Below are 18947 nucleotides of genomic sequence, written 5' to 3'. Positions count from 1 at the left end.
ACGGTATTGTCGAAGGCGTGCCTGTTAGTGTCCAACGCATTGCGGGAGAAATCTCATGTGGGCGCGTGACGTGATGACAACCTCGGTCATTTTCGCTACTCCGGAGATGGGCGTGCAGGAAGCAGCCAAACTGCTCGCCGAGCACTCAATTAGCGCGGTTCCGGTGGTAGATGCAGATGGCAGGCTGATTTGCATCGTGAGAGAAGGTATCCGTCCTGACTTCACCGCTCATGATGTGCCTGCTCCCTTCGGGTGGCCGTCGCCCAATTGACAAGTACTACAAGAATCAGAGCGACCCCTCCGCTTGAAAGGCGATACCAGACTTCGCTATCGGCAGACTGATCCACTGGACCAGCCGCTCAAATCTCTAGTTGGGACGCGTCGAGACCGTTTCAGTCGTTAAATGTAGCGACGAGAAGGTATCCCAAACACGCGCACAAATCGGAGAGAACGGTGCGGATGATAGGGAACCTTATCACCATCGCACGATCGGCTGCTCAAACTCGGCTGTCGCACTGCGCGTGACTGCGGCCACCGGGCGCTGCAGCAGCCTCGCGGTGAGGTAACACATTCGCTTCGCAAACTGTGACAACTTTGCAGTGGCCTATGGCTGTCATGCCGGCGATGCTACGCATTTGTCCGCTGGTGGCATGCACGCATGTGAGGCACGATGAGTTTCGCGACGCTTGCCTCGTGAATACGGATCGCTACGTCAACCACGGTGTGACGTTGGTCGCGCGCCAGCAAATTCCCGCTCGATCAAACTGGATTTCTCGTCGAGCGCTTGCCCGGCCCTGATGGTCTGATCTTTTAGATTGCCCGATGCTCATGCGTCTCGTTCGCGAAGCATCCAACGCGTCAGTTCTCGAATCTGATCGGTCGTGACGCGCTCGTGCAGGATCAGTGTGCGTAGGTAAACGGCACCGATCAGGCAATGAAGCAGGGGCATCGGATCCGCCCCCTGCGGCCACTCGCCCAATTTTGCGGCGCGGTCGAAAACCTGCTGAACCGCCGAAAAGCGGTTCGCCCACAACCTGCGCAATTCGCCCGCCACGGTCGCATCGTTGTACGTCGCCAGCACGAACTGAATGGCAGACCTGCCCACGCCGGTTCGCAAGTAGCGCGCGGTTGCCGACAGCAGCGCGACGAGATCCGCATGCAGCGAACCCCGATCCGGTATCGCGATGTGCTCGGCAAAAAGCTCGAAGACGGCCTCCATCATCAGCCCTTCCTTGCTCTTCCAGCGGCGATAGATCGAACTCTCATGCACGCCCGCGAGCGCGGCGATGGCGCCGATGTTGAGCCCCTCGAAACCCGCTGCCTGTAATTGGGCAATCGTTGCGGAGATCACGGCTTCACGGACACGTGCGCTGCGGCCGCCCAGGCGGCGACGGGGCGATGGCGATTCTTGTTCGGCAGACTTTGGCATGAGCGGATTTTACACACCGTTTCGTTGACCGCCGGCGTCGCCGTGGCGGTCCGGTCACGAGCACAACGGTGGGCGGTGACCGACAGGCATGCGGTAAACACTAACGCAAGTTTACTTGCGTTAGTGGCGCGAGTCGGGAAACATGGCGACTCGTTCACCAGCGCGACGGAGGTTCAAGTGAAAGCAGTGACGTTTTTCAAGTCAGGTACTGAAGTGGCCTGCGAGGACATCCTCAGAATGGAGGTAAAAAGGGCGCGCTACATGATGGCCTTGCTCATGGAGAAACTGGGGGCAGACGGCATGGTCAGCCTGTTCGCGAAGGAGATCGCGGAGCACGAATCGAACGAGAAGGATTGGTCGCTGCGTGCGAATGGTCGCTTCAGTTCGTCCGTTGCCGAAGCGCACGTAGCGGTGGGCACCAGCGCGGAGTTCGTGGCCTGGTTCTGGGAGGGATACGGCGGGCCGAACAGCCCGGCAATGCTTCGTGCTCACCCTGAGCATCTCGGTGCGCTACCGCTTTCGGACGGGCGTGTCGGCATTCTGGAAGTACCCGGCCATACAAAGTCGCCGGCCCTCCTTAAGCTCCGCCATCTGGATGACTGGAGCGGTATCCCGATCGAACTGGCACCCGATATGCCGCATCGGATGATGGGGCGTGTCGAGACGCCCGATGGTGTGACTGTCGGTTACTTGCTGCACCAATTCAGGGACACGCTTCCGGGGTTCGATGCGCGGCTGGAGATCTTCTGGCCATCGACCGCGCCGGAGGAGCTCATTCACGGCCACTCGGACCACCTGATGGTCGAGTGGTGCAACTGGTTCGAGCTGTACGCCCTCTCGCGGACGCAGGCACGCGACTTGATGCCGTTGGCGCTTTCCGTGAATACATGACCGCGCCATCGGTTCGCGATACCGTGAACCGATGGCGGCGGATGTGCGATCAAATTTGCGATCCGATCCCTCGGCAACGTCGCAAGGGACATCGATCCCTGGCCGACGGAGGTTCAAGAAAAACCAATGCTCCGGCGTGCGTGCCCGGCAGCACACCGAGGACCGAAGCCGAAGCGGCCATCTGTCCGGCTTCATTTGATCGCCATACGTCGGGCGCCGCACGAGGCAGATTCATATTCAATTATTTTGCAGTCCTGCATGACTGGAGGAGGCATTAAAACGTGAGCAAGATGCAAAAAATCCGTCCGATGCTGCTGTTCCCTTTCTCGATCGCAATATCGGGCTTACCGTCAATCGCACATGCGCAAAGTAACGTCACGCTGTATGGTGTCTTGGACTCCGGCGTGATGTACGCGAGCCGTACCTTCGACGCCGCAACGGGTACGAGCGGCCCGCATCAAGTGTCGGCAACGGATGGCGGGATCTCGGGTTCTCACTTCGGTATCACCGGTGCCGAGGATTTGGGCGCAGGTACGAAGGCGATCTTTACGCTCGAAAGCGGTTTTACGATGAACAACGGGGCGCTGGGCAACTCGAACGGGAATCTCTTCGGGCGACAAGCCTTCGTCGGGCTCTCCGGACACTTCGGTACCGTCAAGGCCGGCCTGCAGTACTCGCCGTTCGGACTTGCGATCGTCGACACGGACGCGCGGCATGCGTCGTTCTTCGGGAGTCAGGCCGGAATCTATATGGGCAATTTTTTTGCGACCGGCATTTTCGTCGCGAATGCCGTGTCCTACACGAGCCCGACGATCGCCGGCTTGCAGGCGAGTGCATTGCTTGCGCTGGGCGGCGATCCAAAGGGATTTCAGGCAGGGCGCCAGTATGCGGCTCGCGTGAGATACGAATGGAAAGACCTGGTCGTGAACGCTGCCCTCTTCAGTGGAAATCCCGGCGGTTCAGCCAGCGTTTCCACACCATTCCCGTCAACGATCGAATTCAGCGGTCGAACGGTCGGCGCGAGCTATAGCTGGGGAGGCGCGACACTCAAGGGATCGTACACAAGCTACAAGATCGCCGGCTCCTTCAACGAGAAAGTGTACTCTGCGGGCGGCGAATATCTGATCACTCCCACACTGTCCACTGATGTGGGAGTCTGGTACATGCGGGACAGCAACGACTCAGCGAACCATTCTTTGCTGACATCTGCCGGGCTGTACTACTTTCTGTCGAAACGAACGACCTTGTATGGCGCGGCGGCATTCGTGAACAACCACGGGCTGATGCACACGGGATTCACGGTGAATGGCGCGCTTTATGAGCCAACGGGTAGCAGTACGAGCGTCGTCCTTGGCGTTCGCCACATCTTCTAGGACGCCCGAAAGCGACATGCTTTGAAATCGCCGCCAGCGAGTACGCTGGCGGCGATTTCACGAACGCGTCCGGGTATTGCAGTGCGGCGTTCAAGCAGGGTGCGCGGACGCCACGTGTGCCGTGAGGGGGAAGCCGCCGCAAAGTGTGAGAACCACGCACGTGGTCCTCACATTGCCTCAGCAGCGGGTGGGAAAAGACTTGCGGTCAATGACCGCTTTCCGCGGCAGGCACCGGCAATACCGTTCCATAGTTGGCGCCGAAACCGATTCGTGCGAAACCATCGCGCTCGCACCAGCCACGGAAAATGACGGTATCACCATCTTCGAGGAACGCGCGATTTTCACCGTTGCCGATGTCCACGGGTTGCGCGCCGCCGACCGTGAGTTCGATCAATGCACCGGCTTCGCCCGATGACGGCCCGGAGATGGTGCCGCTTCCCAGTAGATCGCCGCTCTGGAGGTTGCACCCCCCCATTGTGTGGTGCGCGATCATCTGTCCCAACGTCCAGTATTGATGCCGGAAACTGGTGCGTGTCAACGTGCGCGGTTGCAGTCCTCGCGCAAGCTGACGCGCACTGAGGATCGACGCCTCGAGTTGGATGTCGAACGCACCGGCCGTGCTGTTGTCTTCTGAAGACAGATAGTCGAGCGGCTGTGGGCGCTCGGCGACGCGTGACCAGGTGGTGCGGTACGGCAGCAATGCTTCGAGGGTGACGAGCCAGGGCGATATCGTCGTCGCGAAGTTTTTCGAGAGGAATGGCCCGAGCGGGTGCATTTCCCACGACTGGATGTCGCGCGCGGACCAATCGTTCAGCAGGCAGAGGCCGAAGATATGCCGTTGAGCATGGAGCAGCGGGATTGGGGTGCCGCGCGGATTGCCGGTCCCAATCACCGCGCCCAGTTCCAGCTCGTAGTCGAGCCGGCGACATGCGTCATGAAGGGGAGGGGTGGACGGATCCGGGCGGTATTGCCCCATTGGCCGGTAAACCTGCTGACCGCTGACGTCAATCGACGACACGCGACCATGATAAGCGATGGGTAGCCAGTCGAAATTCGGGCTGATCGCCATGCTGAGCGGGCGGCTGCAGTTCACCGCATGATCGAGCGAGGTGTAGAAGTCGGTGTAGTCGCCGATACGCACGGGTACGGCGTACTCGGCTTCCGCCTGTGATACCAGCGTCTTCCGCACGCCCGGCTCATGCGGACTGCCGGCTCGAAGCAGGTCGAAAAGTGCGTGACGCAGTGCCTGCCAGGCAGTCGGCCCCATATCGAGCAGTGCATTCAGTGTGGTTGCCGTGGCCGCTCGCACGGCCTCGAGTGCCAGACCGTCCATGCAGCCCGCCTGCTGTAACGCAGCGAGGTCGACGATCTGGTCGCCGATCGCGATCCCGCCGCGCCAGGTTTCGCCGACGCCCCTGCGGCGAAACACGCTGAGTGGCAGATTCTGCAACGGAAAATCGGTCCCTGCCACGTTGGCCGCTTCCAGCCAACTGTGTTGAGTGACGTCGTGTGTGTGATTCAAGTCCATCGAGGCTCCTTGCCTATACGGTTCGATGCAGGTCGCAAGCTGTTGCGTTGAGGGCGTCGTCGAAAATCGCCACTGCGCGAGTCCAGCCGGCGGAGGCGCCCCGGATTTTGTGCGGGAAGCACGAGATGAAGAAGCCGTGAGGTGGCAGCACCTCGAGATTGTGGAGTTTTTCCAGGTGGCAATAACCGATCTTGCGGCCGGCCTTGTGTCCTTCCCAGATCAGCGATGCATCACGCGTTTCGGCATATTTTTTCGCTGTATGTACGAATGGCGCATCCCAGCTCCACGCGTCGGTGCCAGTCAGGCGAACACCTCGCTCGAGCAGGTACATGGTCGCGTCGAAGCCCATGCCGCAACCCGAGGAAACATAGTCGGGTTGTCCGTAGCGCGTGCCTGCACGCGTGTTGATGACGACGATTTCAAGCGGCTTGAGTTCGTGGCCGATGCGCGCAAGCTCGACTTCGACGTCGGCAGCAGTCACGACGTAGCCATCGTCGAAACCGGTGAAATCAAGCTTCACGCCGGGCTGAAAGCACCAATCTAGCGGCACTTCGTCGATGGTGATCGAGCGCTCCCGCTCGCCCGTCGAATCGTTCATCGTGCTGTGGAAGTGGTAGGGCGCATCCAGATGAGTACCGTTGTGTGTGCTCAACTGGATGTGTTCGATGGCCCAGCCTTCGTTGTCAGGCAGGTCGGTTTCCTGAAGTCCGGGAAAGAAGGCGGTAACGGCTTTGGCCGTATTCCGGTGCGTCAGATATTGAATCTTGGGGCCGTAACCCGGCGGATCGGAAATGACGTCGTTTTCCAGATAGATCGATAGATCGATGAAGCGTCGTGTCATGTGCGGCTGCTCCTGATTTGGGGACTTACCTTCAACGCCGCATAGCAGCGGTCACGTTATTAAGACTGTACGATCGTACAGTCAGTATCGTATTGGTGTAAACTGGCGCCGCATAATGAGCGAACGGCATTCGGGGCAATCGAGCCACAGGACAGTGGAGAAATCATGCAGGCGAAGGAAGTCACGGTAAGGGCGGCCGGCGTACGGAGCGGGAAGGGAGCGCAACGGACGGTCGAGACGAGCAAGCGTGAGCGGGTGCTCGACGTGGCCGAGCGATTGTTTGCCGAAGGCGGTTTCGATGGCGTTTCGATGCGGGATATTGCATCGGCGGCGGAGGTCGGCTTACCGTTGATCGTGTATCACTTCGAGACCAAGATGGGTCTGTACCGCGCCCTGTTCGAGCGCCGCAAGACCGTGCTCGACACGCGGTTGGCTTTGCTTCGTGAACCCGTGGCTGCAGGGGAAGACCCGCTCGAGCATATCGTGCGCGCCTTCGTGCTCCCGGTGATGCAGATCCAGAATACCGAGTCCGGACTTGCGTATGCCAAACTCGTTGCGCGCGAAGCTTCCGATCCGCGCGAGGCCGAGCGCGGCATCGTTGCTGAATATTTCGATCCGTTCGCGGCGGAATTCATCAAGGAAATCAGGAAGACGCTGCCAGGCCATAGCGCCAACTATGCGCACTGGGCCTACTTGTTCGCGGTAGGCGCGTTGGTGATGAGTGCGTTTGACAGTCGCATCGAGCGTATCTCGGGCGGCAAGATCAAGGCCGGCGCCCTGAAGCGCAAGGCCGAGCATCTGGTGACTTTCATTTCCGCCGGGATTCGCGCTGGCGCAACCACTGACGCGCGTGCGTCAGCCGCTTAGGCGGCACCGTGTTGTTGAACACCATTACATTCGAGATCGCGTCTCGGTTCTCAATGCATCGTGTGGGACCTGACTGTTGGCGGAAGCCGTTAGAAAGGCTGGGCCGTCTCCTGACAGGACCACGTAACGTCTTGCCGTCCAATCCACTGCGGTCCGTTGCGACGCAGAGTTCAGTCGGGACGCTTTTTGACTCAAACCAAGTACGCCGGTGGTGGAATGGAAAGCCGGGGCGCGACAGCATCTGACGGCCTTCGGCCGGTAGCGGCGGAACAGGCCACTATCGAGCGCTGGAAGCTGAAGAGCGAGCCTTGCAGGCTGCTCTGCGACCCAAACGCTGCCTCCTGGTGTTGAAGTGCTTGGAAACTGCTAATCGTGCCCATAGATTACGCTAATGTAATAATGCCAGCCGGCCCCATCCGATAAGGCACAGCGGCGGCCTCGAACACTTTTCTGGGTGTTGTATTTCAACAACGTCTGCACGTCGAATGCCCGTTTATTTTGCTAATGGGGTTCTGCTGTCCTTTAATTCCGCTAATACGTCTGATGAAGCTCGATAAGGAGTTGCAATGACGGCTTTGGAACAAGCGGATAGGCGTGCTTCGAAAATTGCTGACGTTCTTCGTCGGTTAGGGCGAGGACCACTCTCGAAGAAGCATGCGGTGGTAGCTGCGAATCTGCTGGGCGTCCACTGGACAACCGCGATCAGCGCCGCGAACGGTACGTTCACGGTTGCCAGCGGCGCAGCTAGTGCGTTCTTGCTGACGCTTGCAAAGTAGTGAGAGACGCGCGTCGAGGTTGCGAGTGAACCGTTAGGATTTTTGGGGTCGTGCCGAATGTCCCAGTCCATGCTTTCATGAGTACTCGGCCGTAGGCCGGAGGCTGTCTTGCCGAGACCAGCGACATCGTGGCAGCATCTGACAATTACATACATCGGCGTCGAGCGATGTCCGGATTCGTGGAACTCAACAAGAGAGAACGATTGACCGATTGCTCGAATCTGGCACGCGATGATCAAAGAGGGGGCGACGAGTGAGCGGAGCGCGCCTCGATGACGATTGGAGGCCGCACTTGATGAAGCGTGCGGCCTGCTCATGAAGTGGAGCCTCGATATCCACAATGCTCGCCGGCTGAGCTAGAACTTGGTTTAGTGGTGCCTCAAGCAAGCAGTTCGGCTTCGCGCAGGGCCGAGCGGATGACATCATGGTATCGCTCCTCGAGCGGTGTGAGCGGTAACCGAATGCCGCCTTCGATTCGGCCGAGAGCGTGCAGTGCCCATTTGACGGGGATCGGATTGGCTTCGCAGAAGAGATGCTTGTGCAGGGACAGCAATTGAAGGTGATGACAGCGAGCCGTGATTGCGTCGCCTTCAAGTGCGGCTCGGCAGAGGGCGCTCATGGCGTTGGGAGCGACGTTTGCCGTGACGGAGATATTGCCGTGGCCGCCGAGCAGCATAAGTGCGATAGCGGTAGCGTCGTCGCCGCTGTAGATCCCGAAGTTCACCGGGGCATGCTTGATGAGATTCGCAGCACGTTCGACGTTGCCCGTCGCGTCTTTTACACCGATGATGCCGGGAATGTCGGCAAGGCGCAGGATCGTCTCGTTGGTCATGTCTGCGATCGTGCGACCCGGTACGTTGTAAAGAATCATCGGCAAGTCGACGGATTCAGCAATCATGCGGAAGTGTTGATAGATGCCTTCCTGCGTGGGCTTGTTGTAGTACGGAACCACTTGCAACGTGGCATCCGCGCCAACCTGCTTGGACAATACCGACAGTTCGATCGCCTCTGCCGTTGAATTTGCCCCAGCGCCAGCAATCACGGGGATGCGACGTGCAGCCTGTTCGACGGCAGTTTTGACCATGAGGATATGCTCGTCGACCGTCAGCGTTGCTGACTCTCCGCTCGTGCCGACTACGACGAGTCCGTCGGATCCCTGTTCGACGTGCCAGTCGACCAGCTTGCGAAACGCCGGCAGATCGAGACTGGCGTCTTCATGCATGGGGGTAACGATAGCGGGAATGCTACCGCGGATCGACGTGGTTGTTTCAATATTCATCTCTGTTTCCTTTGCGCATTGCGATATTGAAGTCTGATGTTCTGCGTTTGGATCCGTACTCTCGATTATCGAGAAGTTCGATCACCTGACGACCGATCACGATCTGCTCGCTACCGCTTCGCGCGCGGGCATAACTCGATGTCGGCAACATCGGTAGGCTGGGTGCGCATACGCCGAACCGCCGACATTCAACCAAGGCATGCTTTCGGGGTCTGCCGAAAACTGTTCCGCTTGTCCGTCTTGCATGAGTGAAACGGTGATCCGAATCGCCTGTGACTGACCTTGGACGTCAAATGCGGTATTTGACCGAACCAGCCAACCCTTCAGCGCTAGTGCGTAGGTAATTTCCTTGGCATCTTGTTCGAGCGGAATCCAGACATTGAGTCCGCCAGTCACGGGAGCCGTGGCAATTCCTCTTGATTCGAGGGGCGCTGGAGAGTTCGTTTATGGCTGTACTGATTGTCGTGAGCGCGAATAAGGCGAGAGCGATCTGAGTGACAAGCAGCTTTAGTGCATTGTGTTCAACTGACCAATAGCCCAATCCCTGATAGCGCAAGTATGACCCCAAGCACTCGTTGCCAAGTGAGCTGTTCACGAAGAATGGTCGTTGCCAGGAGCACGGTTGTGAGGGGGTAGAGAGAGACAAGCGTCGCCACGATCGACAACTGCTGGCCGTAGATCAGCGCTGACTTGTACAGCATCGTTCCGGAGGCGTCGAGGCAGCCAGCGATAGCGATGAAAATGGCGCCGCGAACGTCGGGGCGAGCTTCTAGGGTGACGCGATGGCTGAAGAGTGCCGTAATGATCAACAGTGAAAGGGATACGGAGCGAGCCACCGCCAGTGACCAGAATCCCGCTTGCAGGGACACCTGCTTCAGGCAGATGTAGGTGGCTGCAATCCCGCTTCCGGCGACAACAGCGAGAAGCAAGCCCTTGGTGAGCCGCGATTTGTCTTCGGCATTGCTGTCACCATGTTCTGCGCCACTCACGATCACGACAGCCAGAGCACCGAGGAGGAAGCCGATATAGGCCTGCAGAGACGGTCTTTCATGCGCAACCAGTACCCCGAACAGAACCGGCAGAACGATTCCGATCAACGCCGTTACAGGTGCGACCACGGCCATGGGTCCGATCCCCAGTGCCATATACAGAGCCGGCAGTGAGATTGCGATGCTCAGACCGGCTGCGGCGCTCCACCACCAATCGGTTGCTCCTGCCATCTGCCCATGGGTCGCGATGGCCAGCAAAGCCGTGATCGCGAGCGCCGGGACCTGGTTGAAAAGCATCACATACCCGATCGATATGCGACGCGTTGAGTAGCCGCTCAGAAAGTCAGCTGACCCGTAACAGACGGACGAGAGAAGCGCGAGAATCGAGCCCATTTTTTACCAGGATGGTTGAGAGGTCATTCGAATCTGCGCGTGGGAGCGCAGTTGAACAAACTGACACGCATTGATCGAATAGTACAAGATATTGTACTTTAGTCAATCAAAATGACTTCGCCTGGGCGTCGGAGATCAGGCTGATGGGTCCATTTGGCCGAGGATCCGCATGTGCGCCAAATGCGTGACAGGGCACCCATGAGCGAGTGCGTCGATGGAGGCGTTCGAGTGCCTGGCGTGCATTCGGACGAGCGGCAAGGCGAGCGCGGCACATTCTCGAGCGTGACGTCCATAGACCGTGTGAAGTCGATGGGCGTCCTGATGCGCAGCTGTTGCTCGTGCGGGGATCAGTCTCCTGCAGCCGTGGATTTATCGCTGCAGGCTCGCTACCGTCATCGAGAAGAACAGTTCTTCCGCTCCAGCGTTCGCGTAGCTATGGTATCGATTGGTTTGTGCAACGATTGAACAACCTTGCGGGACGTGAATGATCTCTTCCCCCAGCGTCAGAGTTAATTCACCGGCTTCAACATACAAAAGCTCGGTCGTGCGGTTCGGATGACCGTGCGAGACGTAATGTTCCCCAGGCTTCATGTTCCATTTCCACAGCTCGATCGTATCCGGGCCGTTTGCCCCCTGTGGCTCGCGATTGTGAGGTGCCGGCACGAATGGGATAGGCAGTACGCGGCAGGCGAGCCGGACGCCGTGTCATTGCGACAACGTCGACTGCTGTCGTTGCGAACGGCGGCGCTAAGTGCGTTCGCGGCGATGATCGCGCTTGTCGCGCTGGACTATCCGGTGGGGACCGCCGTGATGGCGTGCGCGTCCGTACTTGTTGGTGGAGCGTTGCTGGTCTGGTGTGTCGCACGGCTGCGAAGTCCGCAATCCGGTAAGGGCTAGCTGGGCGGTCTAAGGGGCCGGTAGCCGACCGCCGGGGACCTATCCGTGATTTCGTGGGCGAGGCATATCATGAGGTGTAAAAGTCATGGATATGCCGATGAAGAAGAAAAGGCAAACTGTAGCGCGTCAGGCAGCGGCCCGAGGGCCGCTGCCTGAACTGCCCAAGGAACTGCTGGACCAACTGGTCAAGGGGCCGATGACGCCGGCCGAAGTGCAGGACCTGATGTTGGCGTTCAACAAGGCAGTCATCGAGCGTGCGATGGGCGCCGAGATGAATCTGCATCTGGGCTACCCGCCGGGCCAGGCCAAGCCCGTAGGGCAGGCCAACGAGCGCAACGGCGCCAGCGGCAAGACGGTCATCACGGATCGCGGCCCGGTTCGTGTCGAAGTCCCCCGTGACCGTGACGGCAGCTTCGAGCCGATCCTGATTCCCAAGCACGAGCGTCGTTTCACCGGCTTCGACGAACGCATCATTGCGATGTACGCGCGCGGCATGAGTGTGCGCGAGATTCGGGCGTTTCTGGCCGAGAGCTACGGCACCGAGGTGTCTCCCGACTTCATCAGCTCAGTCACCGACGAGGTGATGGCCGAGGCGCTGAGCTGGCAGAGCCGCCCACTCGAGGCGATGTATCCGGTGGTGTTCTTCGACGCGCTGCGGGTCAAGATCCGCGATGACGGCGTGGTCAGCAACAAGGCCGTGTATCTGGCCTTGGGCATCCAGGCCGATGGCCAGCGCGACGTGCTGGGCCTCTGGATCGAGCAGACCGAGGGGGCCAAGTTCTGGCTCAAGGTGTTCAACGAACTCAAGACTCGCGGCTGCCAGGACATCCTGATCGCCGTGGTCGATGGCCTGAAAGGATTGACCGAGGCGATCGGCGCTGCCTATCCCAAGACGACTGTCCAGACCTGCATCGTGCATCCGATCCGCAACAGTCTTGAGTACGCCAGCTACAAGGACCGTAAGGTGCTCGCCGCAGCGCTGCGCCCGATCTACGCGGCTGCCAGCGAAGATGCGGCACGGCAGGCGCTGCAAGACTTCGCCGACGGACCTTGGGGCGCGAAGTACCCGACGATCGTGCAGTCGTGGCAACGCGCGTGGGAGCACGTCGTGCCGTTCTATGTGTTTCCGCCGGAGATTCGACGGGTGGTGTACACCACGAACGCCATAGAAAGTCTGAACATGCAGTTGCGCAAGATCATCAAGACGCGCGGCCACTTCCCGAATGACGAGGCGGCGATCAAGCTGCTCTGGCTGGCGCTGCGCAACGTGCTGGCCAAGACCGTGCGGTCCGCCTTCGACTGGAAATCAGCGATGAACCAGTTTGCTATCCTGTTCGGCGAGCGGTTTACGCAGGCGCGCGGATAACCTGTTGTTCAACCGCCTCGCCCACAAAAATGCGGACAGGTTCACCGCCGGCCGGCGCCGAGCCCCAACCACTGGCACGTCCCCGGCATCGGGGTCGGTTTGCTGGCTCTTGCCGGAGATTACGGCTTGCTATCTTCGGGGCGCTGCGGCGGGCATGCGCCCGTCGGCGCCAATAGCAACCTGCATGCATGGTACATTATATTGATCTCACAACATGTACCGGTTCTTGCATGAACGACGTCGACGCCATCAACACCATCGTCGGAAGAAATCTGGTTGCGCAGCGCAAGGCCCGCGGGCTGACGCTGGATCAGCTGGCGCAGGCCTCCGAAGTCAGCCGCGGAATGATCGTACAGATCGAGCAGGGCAAGACCAACCCCAGTGTTGCGACGCTATGCAGGCTGGCGAATGCACTTGTCGTGCCCATCTCCAAACTGATCGAGACGGATTTGCGCCCGACGGCGTACAAAACGAAGCTGTCGGACGCCTCGGAGCTTTGGCGCGGGGCCGCTGGCGGTCTTGGACGGCTCATCACCGGCTTCGACGAGCCGTCCGTGCTCGAATTCTGGGAATGGCGCCTGAGTCCGCACGAATCTTACGATGGAATTGCTCATCCTCCGGGTACGAAGGAACTGCTGTTTGTCACTGCCGGGACCCTAACGGTCACTGCGGGGCCGGTAGGCGAAACGGTCGACTCCCAAGAGGCGTTGGTGTTCTCGGCGGACGTCCCGCATCGGTACGCAAACGAGTTGGACCAAGAGGTTGTGTTCATGATGGTGGTTGTCGAGCCCCGGACAGCCGCACGCGCCTGAGTCGATACGTTCAGTCGATGGCAGTAAACTGAACCAAAAGACAAATATATTGAACTCTCGATTTTTTCGGGCTATAGTCATTCCCAGAATGTTCTTGGGAGTGTGCCGTGCCTGTTGAAATCGAAGATCCTGTAGCGACCGCGCTGGAGCAGTTCCGTGTGTCGGATGCGATTGATGATACGTATCCGGAAGCGACGATCGCAGTCATTGTGGCCCTCGGGCTGAGCAACGGTCCGACGAATGCCGAGAGCGGCAAGGCGCTCGCAGACGCCGCTACGACCTTGCGCGCGGGCGTCGATGCGGACGGGCTTCGCGACCATCCGAAAATCGCGTGTTGGCACGAAATCTATAAGCGGTTTAACGCAAAGCCGCGCAAGTACCCGTGTTCGGTCGAGTCGCTCGCCCGACGCGCGCTTCGGCCGGACTCGGCTGTTCCGACGATCAACTGCCTGGTCGATTTCTATAACGCGCTGAGCTTGCGTCACCTCGTGCCGATCGGAGGCGAGGATCTCGACGCGCTTCAAGGCGTGCTTGAACTGCGGCCGGCCACGGGGCGCGAGAGCTTCGATATTGCGGATGACTCTTCCGCGGACCATGTGATCGTGCCTGAAGGGGAGGTCATCTGGACGGACGACCTCGGCGCGACCTGCCGGCGTTGGAATTGGCGCCAAGGACGACGTACGCGGCTCACGGAAGAGACGAAGAACGCCTATTTCGTTATCGATGCGGCTGTTCCGTCGACTGGCGGAAAAGAGATCGTGCAAATCGTCGAAGAGCTGACCGACATTCTTCGAGCCCATGCCGGCGCAGCACAAGTTGGCTATCGACTCATCAAGGTCGGTAGTTTGCCGCTTTGATGCACTGAAGGCTGGTATCGCAGTTGGGTGTGTCGGTTAGTGGTGCGGGAAATGTGTACGTTCCGGTGTCTCTAACACCGGACACGATACCGATGTTCCTGCTGTTGCTGATCACCGATTCTGCTGTAGTGAGACAAAGAGCGACGGGGCCGACCGCGGTAAGGCAGTGTCCAGGTTCGAGATGGGACGAGGTGTGTGTAGCCCAAACAGGGTTGCATTCGAGCGTTGCACGATACTGTTCCTGGAGAGCCCAATTCCAGGCGACGATCGACTGAGCCATATGGACTGGTCGCCCGTATGTTGCGGTGTAATTCTATATTAATAATTTAATTAGGTATACGAAATTTGTGGTGGATCAGGGGAGGCGTAGCTTTGACCAGGTGGGCCGCCCCTTGTAGTGATGTACTTGAAAAGCAAAATTACCCGGAGACAGTCATGAAGAAGCTCGTTGCGTGCGTCGCGCTTGCCGTCGTTGCATCCAGTGCATTTGCGAAAGAGTGGTCGACAATCCGATTTGGTGTGGATGCGACCTATGCACCGTTTGAGTCGAAGAGCTCGGACGGGAAGGTCGTCGGTTTCGATATTGATCTCGGCAACGAGATCTGTGCACGATTGAAGGCAAAGTGCGTGTGGGTCGAGAACGATTTCGATGGCTTGATCCCGGCATTGAAGGCGAAGAAATTCGACGGCGTGCTGTCGTCGATGTCGATGACGCCGCAGCGCGCGGAGCAGATCGCGTTCTCCGCGAAGTTGTACAACACGCCGACGAGACTCGTGACGAAGAAGGGCATCACGTTGGAGCCGACAGCCGATTCGCTGAAAGGCAAATCGGTGGGCGTCGAGCAGGGCACGATCCAGGAGACGTACGCAAAGACCTACTGGGCACCCAAGGGCGTGCGCGTCGTCGCGTACCAGAACCAGGATCAGGTTTATTCCGACTTGCTCTCTGGGCGACTGGATGCATCGCTGCAGGATGCAGTGCAAGCTGACATCGGTTTTCTCAAGACGCCGCGCGGGGCTGCCTATCAGTTCGCCGGCGGGGATATCACCGATCCGAAGACGCTCGGCGAAGGCGCAGGTATCGGTCTGCGCAAGGAAGACGCCGACCTGAAAGCGAAGCTTGATCAGGTGATTGCCGACATGCAGAAGGACGGCACGTTCAAGAAGATCGAGCAGAAGTACTTTGCATTCGACATCTACGGGAACTGACCTTTTCGCGGCGCACACGGCGATGACCGTGCTGCGCCGTGTCCCTTTCTGGATACCCTGACATGCTTTTCCAAGGATTTGGTCCGTTGCTGTGGACCGGCACCGTCGCGACTGTGAAGCTTGCGGTGCTGTCGCTGGCTGCGTCGTTCGTGCTCGGGTTGCTTGGCGCGGCCGCAAAGTTGTCATCGAATCGCGTGCTGGCAGCGCTCGGCACCTTCTATACGACGCTGATTCGTGCTGTTCCTGACCTGGTTCTGATGCTCCTGTTGTTCTACGGGATGCAGATTCTGCTGAACAACGCGACCGACATGCTCGGCTGGGATCAGATCGACATCGATCCGTTCGTGGCGGGCGTCGTGACACTGGGCTTCATCTACGGCGCGTACTTCACTGAAACGTTCCGTGGAGCATTTCTTTCAGTGCCGCGCGGTCAACTCGAGGCGGGCTTTGCGTATGGGATGGGCGGCTGGCGGGTATTTCGACGCATCCTGTTCCCGCAGATGATGCGTTTCGCGCTGCCTGGAATCGGCAACAATTGGCAGGTGCTGGTGAAGGCGACTGCACTGGTGTCGATCATCGGTCTCGCCGACGTCGTGAAGGCGTCGCAGGACGCGGGCAAGACTACGCTGGACTTCTTCTTCTTCACGCTTGTGGCGGGCGCGATTTACCTCGCGATCACGACTGTTTCAAACATCGTGCTGCACCATCTCGAGAAGCGTTATTCGGTCGGCGTTCGGAGGCTCGCACTGTGATCAGTCTCATCAGTCAATACTGGCAAAACTATCTGTATACCGACGGGTACGGCTTCAGCGGGCTCGCTGTCACCTTGTGGCTCCTGGTCATATCCATTGTGCTTGGATTCCTGCTTGCCATACCGCTTGCGATCGCGCGAGTGTCGTCCAATCGGTGGATCTCGCGGCCCGTGTGGTTGTACACGTACGTGTTCCGCGGTACGCCGCTTTATGTGCAGCTCTTGATGTGCTACACCGGCATCTACAGCCTGCAGGTCGTTCACGAACACGTGTTGCTCGACACGTTCTTCCGCAACGCGATGAACTGCACGCTGCTCGCGTTCGTGCTGAACGAATGCGCGTATGCGACCGAGATTTTCGCGGGTGCGATCAAGTCGACGGCGGCCGGCGAAATCGAAGCGGGCATCGCTTATGGTATGTCGCGCTTCAAGCTCTATACGCGGATCATTCTGCCGTCGGCGCTGCGGCGCTCGTTGCCGAGCTACAGCAACGAGGTGATCCTGATGTTGCACGCGACAACGCTCGCATTCACGGCGACCGTGCCGGATATTCTGAAAGTCACGCGCGATGTAAACTCCGCGACCTACATGTCGTTCCAGGCCTACGGTCTCGCGGCGATTCTGTATGCAACCGTCGTTTTCGGGATGATTTGGGCATTCCGAAAGCTGGAAGCCCGATGGCTCGCCTATCTCGCGCCCCGCGGTCACTAACGAATCAGGAAGGACACACGTATGTACAAGCTTATCGTTGAGGATCTCCACAAGAAGTTCGGGGACAACGAGGTGTTGAAGGGCGTTTCGATGAAGGCGAAGGCAGGCGACGTCATCAGTATCATCGGCTCGAGCGGCTCGGGAAAAAGCACTTTCCTCCGTTGCATCAACTTCCTCGAGCAACCGTGCTCCGGCCAGATCACGATCGGGACCGAACTGATTAAAACGACGCAAGACCGGCGCGGAGCGTTGCAAGTCGCAGACCAAAAGCAATTGCAACGGATGCGTACCAAGCTTGCGATGGTGTTTCAACACTTCAATTTGTGGGCGCACATGAACGTCCTCGAGAATGTCATCGAGGCGCCGATGGCAGTACTTGGGATCGGAAAGGACGAAGCCACGTCGCGCGCGCGAAAGTATCTCGAGAAGGTCGGCCTGCCCGCGCGCGTCGAGACCATGTATCCATCACACCTGTCGGGTGGCCAGCAGCAGCGTGTCGCGATTGCGCGTGCGCTTGCGATGGAACCGGAGGTGATGCTGTTCGACGAGCCGACGTCTGCGCTCGACCCCGAACTGGTCGGCGAAGTACTGAAGGTCATGCAGGCGCTGGCCGAAGAGGGCCGAACGATGGTCGTCGTTACGCACGAGATGGGGTTTGCGCGGAACGTGTCCAATCATGTAATTTTCCTGCACAAGGGAAAGATCGAGGAGGAAGGGAATCCGCAGGACATCCTCGTCAACCCGAAGAGCGAGAGACTGGGACAATTTCTGTCGGGTCGATTGAAATAATTTTCTCCCCGGCGCGGCTTGTTTCTGCAGGAATGTGCGCGAGGCGGGAGTTGGCCACAACGCCGACTCCCGGTTATCTGCTGCGTTTTGCGACTGCGTTCGGACGTATGGCTGTGGCCCTTTAGAAGGGGTGACGCAGGTATCGATATGGCTTGTCGATTCTGTCGACGAGTCGGGTAGGAACACGCGATGAATTCTGACATCAAGGACGGATCCAGCACTCAGGCGACAACGAGAGTCTTGCCATCATTGCAGGCGCTCGTTTGCTTCGAGGCGGCTGCTCGCCTGGAGAGCTTCAGTCGGGCTGCAGAATCGTTGCATGTGACACACGGTGCAGTAAGTCGTGCGGTCCGGGTGTTGGAGGATGATCTAGGCGTTCAATTATTTGCTCGCCGAAATCGACGCGTTTTTCTCTCGCCGGATGGGCAAAGGTTGGCCGAGGCGGTGCGGCAGAGTTTCGACCGGATCGGAGCGGTGTGTCGCGAATTTCGCGAGCGAGCCGGTGAGACCGTCTTGACATTATCTTGCGAGCCAACGCTGATGATGCGTTGGCTGATTCCGAACATGACGTCGTTGCAGGCGCAGTTGCCGCGGCTCGAGCTGCGACTTGTCGCGGCATCCGGTCCAGCGCTCGGAGACGGAATCGATATGGCGATTCGCCGTAACGATGTTCAGTGGTCTGCGGATGTCGAGGCGACGTGCTTGTTTGCAGAGCGAGTGGGACCGGTATGTCGTCCCGAGTATGTGCCTGATTTTTTCGACGCAGTGGACGATGGCTGGAGCCTTAAAGATTCTGCGACCCTGCTGCATACGAGAACGCGACCAGATGCCTGGCAAACGTGGGCAACTCTGACCTCTTATGCAGGGAATGCCCTTCCGGCAGCTGGCAAGACCTTTGAACACTTCTATTTCAGCCTTCAAGCAGCTGCTGCAGGCGTAGGGGTCGCTATCGGCCCCTGGCAATTGGTGAGGCGCGAAATTGACAGTGGCCTTCTTGCGGCGCCGATGGGTTTTGTCGAGGACGGCTCTGCCTACTATCTGCTGGCGCGTACTCCCGTTGAGGAGAGTAAGGTCGGCCGCGTGGTGAGGGACTGGCTCTTGAATCTAGTATCCGAGTAGCCTCCGTCATCGTTGTGACTGCAAGGTGCTTTTCGTTGCTCAAGGGGAGGCTCATCGCCTAGCGCATGGG

At 58.9% G+C, this 18947-nt stretch carries 18 protein-coding genes; 12 read left to right on the top strand and 6 right to left on the bottom strand.

The window, feature by feature from the left end; all coding sequences use genetic code 11:
* Nucleotides 1–55 precede the first annotated feature (55 nt).
* Entirely contained in the window at nt 56–271 is a 216-nt protein-coding gene (locus DIE06_RS27300) for a CBS domain-containing protein (protein ID WP_260433781.1), read from the top strand.
* A gap of 555 nt (nt 272–826) precedes the next feature.
* On the opposite strand, the gene DIE06_RS27295 is transcribed toward DIE06_RS27300, so the two are convergent.
* Nucleotides 827–1429, bottom strand: a complete 603-nt coding sequence (locus DIE06_RS27295) for a TetR/AcrR family transcriptional regulator (protein ID WP_124664045.1) — start codon at nt 1427–1429, stop codon at nt 827–829.
* Nucleotides 1430–1606: 177 nt separating this feature from the next.
* Here DIE06_RS27295 and DIE06_RS27290 point away from each other — a divergent pair, with 177 nt between their 5' ends.
* Both DIE06_RS27290 and DIE06_RS27285 read left to right on the top strand, forming a co-directional pair.
* Nucleotides 1607–2320, top strand: coding sequence for a hypothetical protein (locus DIE06_RS27290; RefSeq protein ID WP_260433780.1), 714 nt, complete (start codon nt 1607–1609; stop codon nt 2318–2320).
* 308 nt (nt 2321–2628) lie between these two features.
* Complete coding sequence (locus DIE06_RS27285) at nt 2629–3693, top strand: porin (protein ID WP_409364518.1); 1065 nt, start codon at nt 2629–2631, stop codon at nt 3691–3693.
* Between the two features lie 205 nt (nt 3694–3898).
* Here DIE06_RS27285 and fahA read toward each other — a convergent pair whose 3' ends face one another.
* Together fahA and DIE06_RS27275 are read right to left on the bottom strand one after the other, a co-directional pair.
* A complete protein-coding gene (gene fahA / locus DIE06_RS27280; RefSeq protein WP_124664044.1) occupies nt 3899–5221 on the bottom strand; it encodes a fumarylacetoacetase in 1323 nt (440 codons plus the stop codon).
* 13 nt (nt 5222–5234) lie between these two features.
* Nucleotides 5235–6062, bottom strand: a complete 828-nt coding sequence (locus DIE06_RS27275) for a cyclase family protein (RefSeq protein WP_124664043.1) — start codon at nt 6060–6062, stop codon at nt 5235–5237.
* A 165-nt stretch (nt 6063–6227) separates the two neighbouring features.
* Here DIE06_RS27275 and DIE06_RS27270 point away from each other — a divergent pair, with 165 nt between their 5' ends.
* A complete protein-coding gene (locus tag DIE06_RS27270) occupies nt 6228–6929 on the top strand; it encodes a TetR/AcrR family transcriptional regulator (RefSeq protein WP_124664042.1) in 702 nt (233 codons plus the stop codon).
* 1155 nt (nt 6930–8084) lie between these two features.
* Here DIE06_RS27270 and dapA read toward each other — a convergent pair.
* The 3 genes from dapA to DIE06_RS27250 form a co-directional block, all read right to left on the bottom strand.
* On the bottom strand, nt 8085–8984 hold the full coding sequence (dapA, locus tag DIE06_RS27260; protein ID WP_124664040.1) for a 4-hydroxy-tetrahydrodipicolinate synthase: 900 nt from the start codon (nt 8982–8984) through the stop codon (nt 8085–8087).
* Nucleotides 8985–9505: 521 nt separating this feature from the next.
* Entirely contained in the window at nt 9506–10366 is an 861-nt protein-coding gene (locus tag DIE06_RS27255) for a DMT family transporter (protein ID WP_124664039.1), read from the bottom strand.
* Nucleotides 10367–10735: 369 nt separating this feature from the next.
* Nucleotides 10736–10957: a cupin domain-containing protein gene (locus DIE06_RS27250; protein ID WP_124664038.1), complete on the bottom strand. Its 222-nt coding sequence runs from the start codon at nt 10955–10957 to the stop codon at nt 10736–10738.
* A gap of 397 nt (nt 10958–11354) precedes the next feature.
* Between DIE06_RS27250 and DIE06_RS27245 the strand changes: the two genes are divergently transcribed.
* The 8 genes from DIE06_RS27245 to DIE06_RS27210 all read left to right on the top strand — a co-directional run bounded on the left by DIE06_RS27245 (nt 11355) and on the right by DIE06_RS27210 (nt 18877).
* Complete coding sequence (locus DIE06_RS27245) at nt 11355–12629, top strand: IS256 family transposase (RefSeq protein ID WP_409364517.1); 1275 nt, start codon at nt 11355–11357, stop codon at nt 12627–12629.
* Nucleotides 12630–12859: 230 nt separating this feature from the next.
* Entirely contained in the window at nt 12860–13441 is a 582-nt protein-coding gene (locus DIE06_RS27240) for a helix-turn-helix domain-containing protein (protein WP_185733488.1), read from the top strand.
* 107 nt (nt 13442–13548) lie between these two features.
* On the top strand, nt 13549–14298 hold the full coding sequence (locus DIE06_RS27235) for a B3/4 domain-containing protein (protein ID WP_221624072.1): 750 nt from the start codon (nt 13549–13551) through the stop codon (nt 14296–14298).
* Between the two features lie 435 nt (nt 14299–14733).
* Nucleotides 14734–15507, top strand: coding sequence for an ABC transporter substrate-binding protein (locus DIE06_RS27230; protein ID WP_124664088.1), 774 nt, complete (start codon nt 14734–14736; stop codon nt 15505–15507).
* Nucleotides 15508–15569: 62 nt separating this feature from the next.
* A complete protein-coding gene (locus DIE06_RS27225; protein WP_124664036.1) occupies nt 15570–16259 on the top strand; it encodes an ABC transporter permease in 690 nt (229 codons plus the stop codon).
* Nucleotides 16256–16969, top strand: a complete 714-nt coding sequence (locus DIE06_RS27220; RefSeq protein ID WP_124664035.1) for an ABC transporter permease — start codon at nt 16256–16258, stop codon at nt 16967–16969. The genes DIE06_RS27225 and DIE06_RS27220 overlap by 4 nt, the downstream gene beginning before the upstream one ends.
* 21 nt (nt 16970–16990) lie before the next feature.
* Entirely contained in the window at nt 16991–17758 is a 768-nt protein-coding gene (locus tag DIE06_RS27215; RefSeq protein WP_124664034.1) for an ABC transporter ATP-binding protein, read from the top strand.
* Between the two features lie 189 nt (nt 17759–17947).
* Entirely contained in the window at nt 17948–18877 is a 930-nt protein-coding gene (locus tag DIE06_RS27210) for a LysR family transcriptional regulator (RefSeq protein WP_124664033.1), read from the top strand.
* Nucleotides 18878–18947: the final 70 nt, after the last annotated feature.

Source organism: Burkholderia sp. Bp8998 (genome assembly GCF_003854235.1).
Taxonomy (GTDB): Bacteria; Pseudomonadota; Gammaproteobacteria; order Burkholderiales; family Burkholderiaceae; genus Burkholderia.
This window is presented reverse-complemented; position numbering and strand designations above follow the sequence as displayed.

Excerpts from the sequence above, each read along its gene's own strand:
- DIE06_RS27245 (WP_409364517.1), top strand. The coding sequence starts at position 11,355 with ATGCCGATGAAGAAGAAAAGGCAAACTGTAGCGCGTCAGGCAGCGGCC.
- DIE06_RS27230 (WP_124664088.1), top strand. The coding sequence starts at position 14,734 with ATGAAGAAGCTCGTTGCGTGCGTCGCGCTTGCCGTCGTTGCATCCAGT.
- DIE06_RS27215 (WP_124664034.1), top strand. The coding sequence starts at position 16,991 with ATGTACAAGCTTATCGTTGAGGATCTCCACAAGAAGTTCGGGGACAAC.
- dapA (WP_124664040.1), bottom strand. The coding sequence starts at position 8,984 with ATGAATATTGAAACAACCACGTCGATCCGCGGTAGCATTCCCGCTATC.
- DIE06_RS27295 (WP_124664045.1), bottom strand. The coding sequence starts at position 1,429 with ATGCCAAAGTCTGCCGAACAAGAATCGCCATCGCCCCGTCGCCGCCTG.
- DIE06_RS27225 (WP_124664036.1), top strand. The coding sequence starts at position 15,570 with ATGCTTTTCCAAGGATTTGGTCCGTTGCTGTGGACCGGCACCGTCGCG.
- DIE06_RS27240 (WP_185733488.1), top strand. The coding sequence starts at position 12,860 with ATGAACGACGTCGACGCCATCAACACCATCGTCGGAAGAAATCTGGTT.
- DIE06_RS27285 (WP_409364518.1), top strand. The coding sequence starts at position 2,629 with ATGCTGCTGTTCCCTTTCTCGATCGCAATATCGGGCTTACCGTCAATC.
- DIE06_RS27210 (WP_124664033.1), top strand. The coding sequence starts at position 17,948 with ATGAATTCTGACATCAAGGACGGATCCAGCACTCAGGCGACAACGAGA.
- fahA (WP_124664044.1), bottom strand. The coding sequence starts at position 5,221 with ATGGACTTGAATCACACACACGACGTCACTCAACACAGTTGGCTGGAA.
- DIE06_RS27250 (WP_124664038.1), bottom strand. The coding sequence starts at position 10,957 with ATGAAGCCTGGGGAACATTACGTCTCGCACGGTCATCCGAACCGCACG.
- DIE06_RS27270 (WP_124664042.1), top strand. The coding sequence starts at position 6,228 with ATGCAGGCGAAGGAAGTCACGGTAAGGGCGGCCGGCGTACGGAGCGGG.
- DIE06_RS27275 (WP_124664043.1), bottom strand. The coding sequence starts at position 6,062 with ATGACACGACGCTTCATCGATCTATCGATCTATCTGGAAAACGACGTC.
- DIE06_RS27255 (WP_124664039.1), bottom strand. The coding sequence starts at position 10,366 with ATGGGCTCGATTCTCGCGCTTCTCTCGTCCGTCTGTTACGGGTCAGCT.
- DIE06_RS27300 (WP_260433781.1), top strand. The coding sequence starts at position 56 with ATGTGGGCGCGTGACGTGATGACAACCTCGGTCATTTTCGCTACTCCG.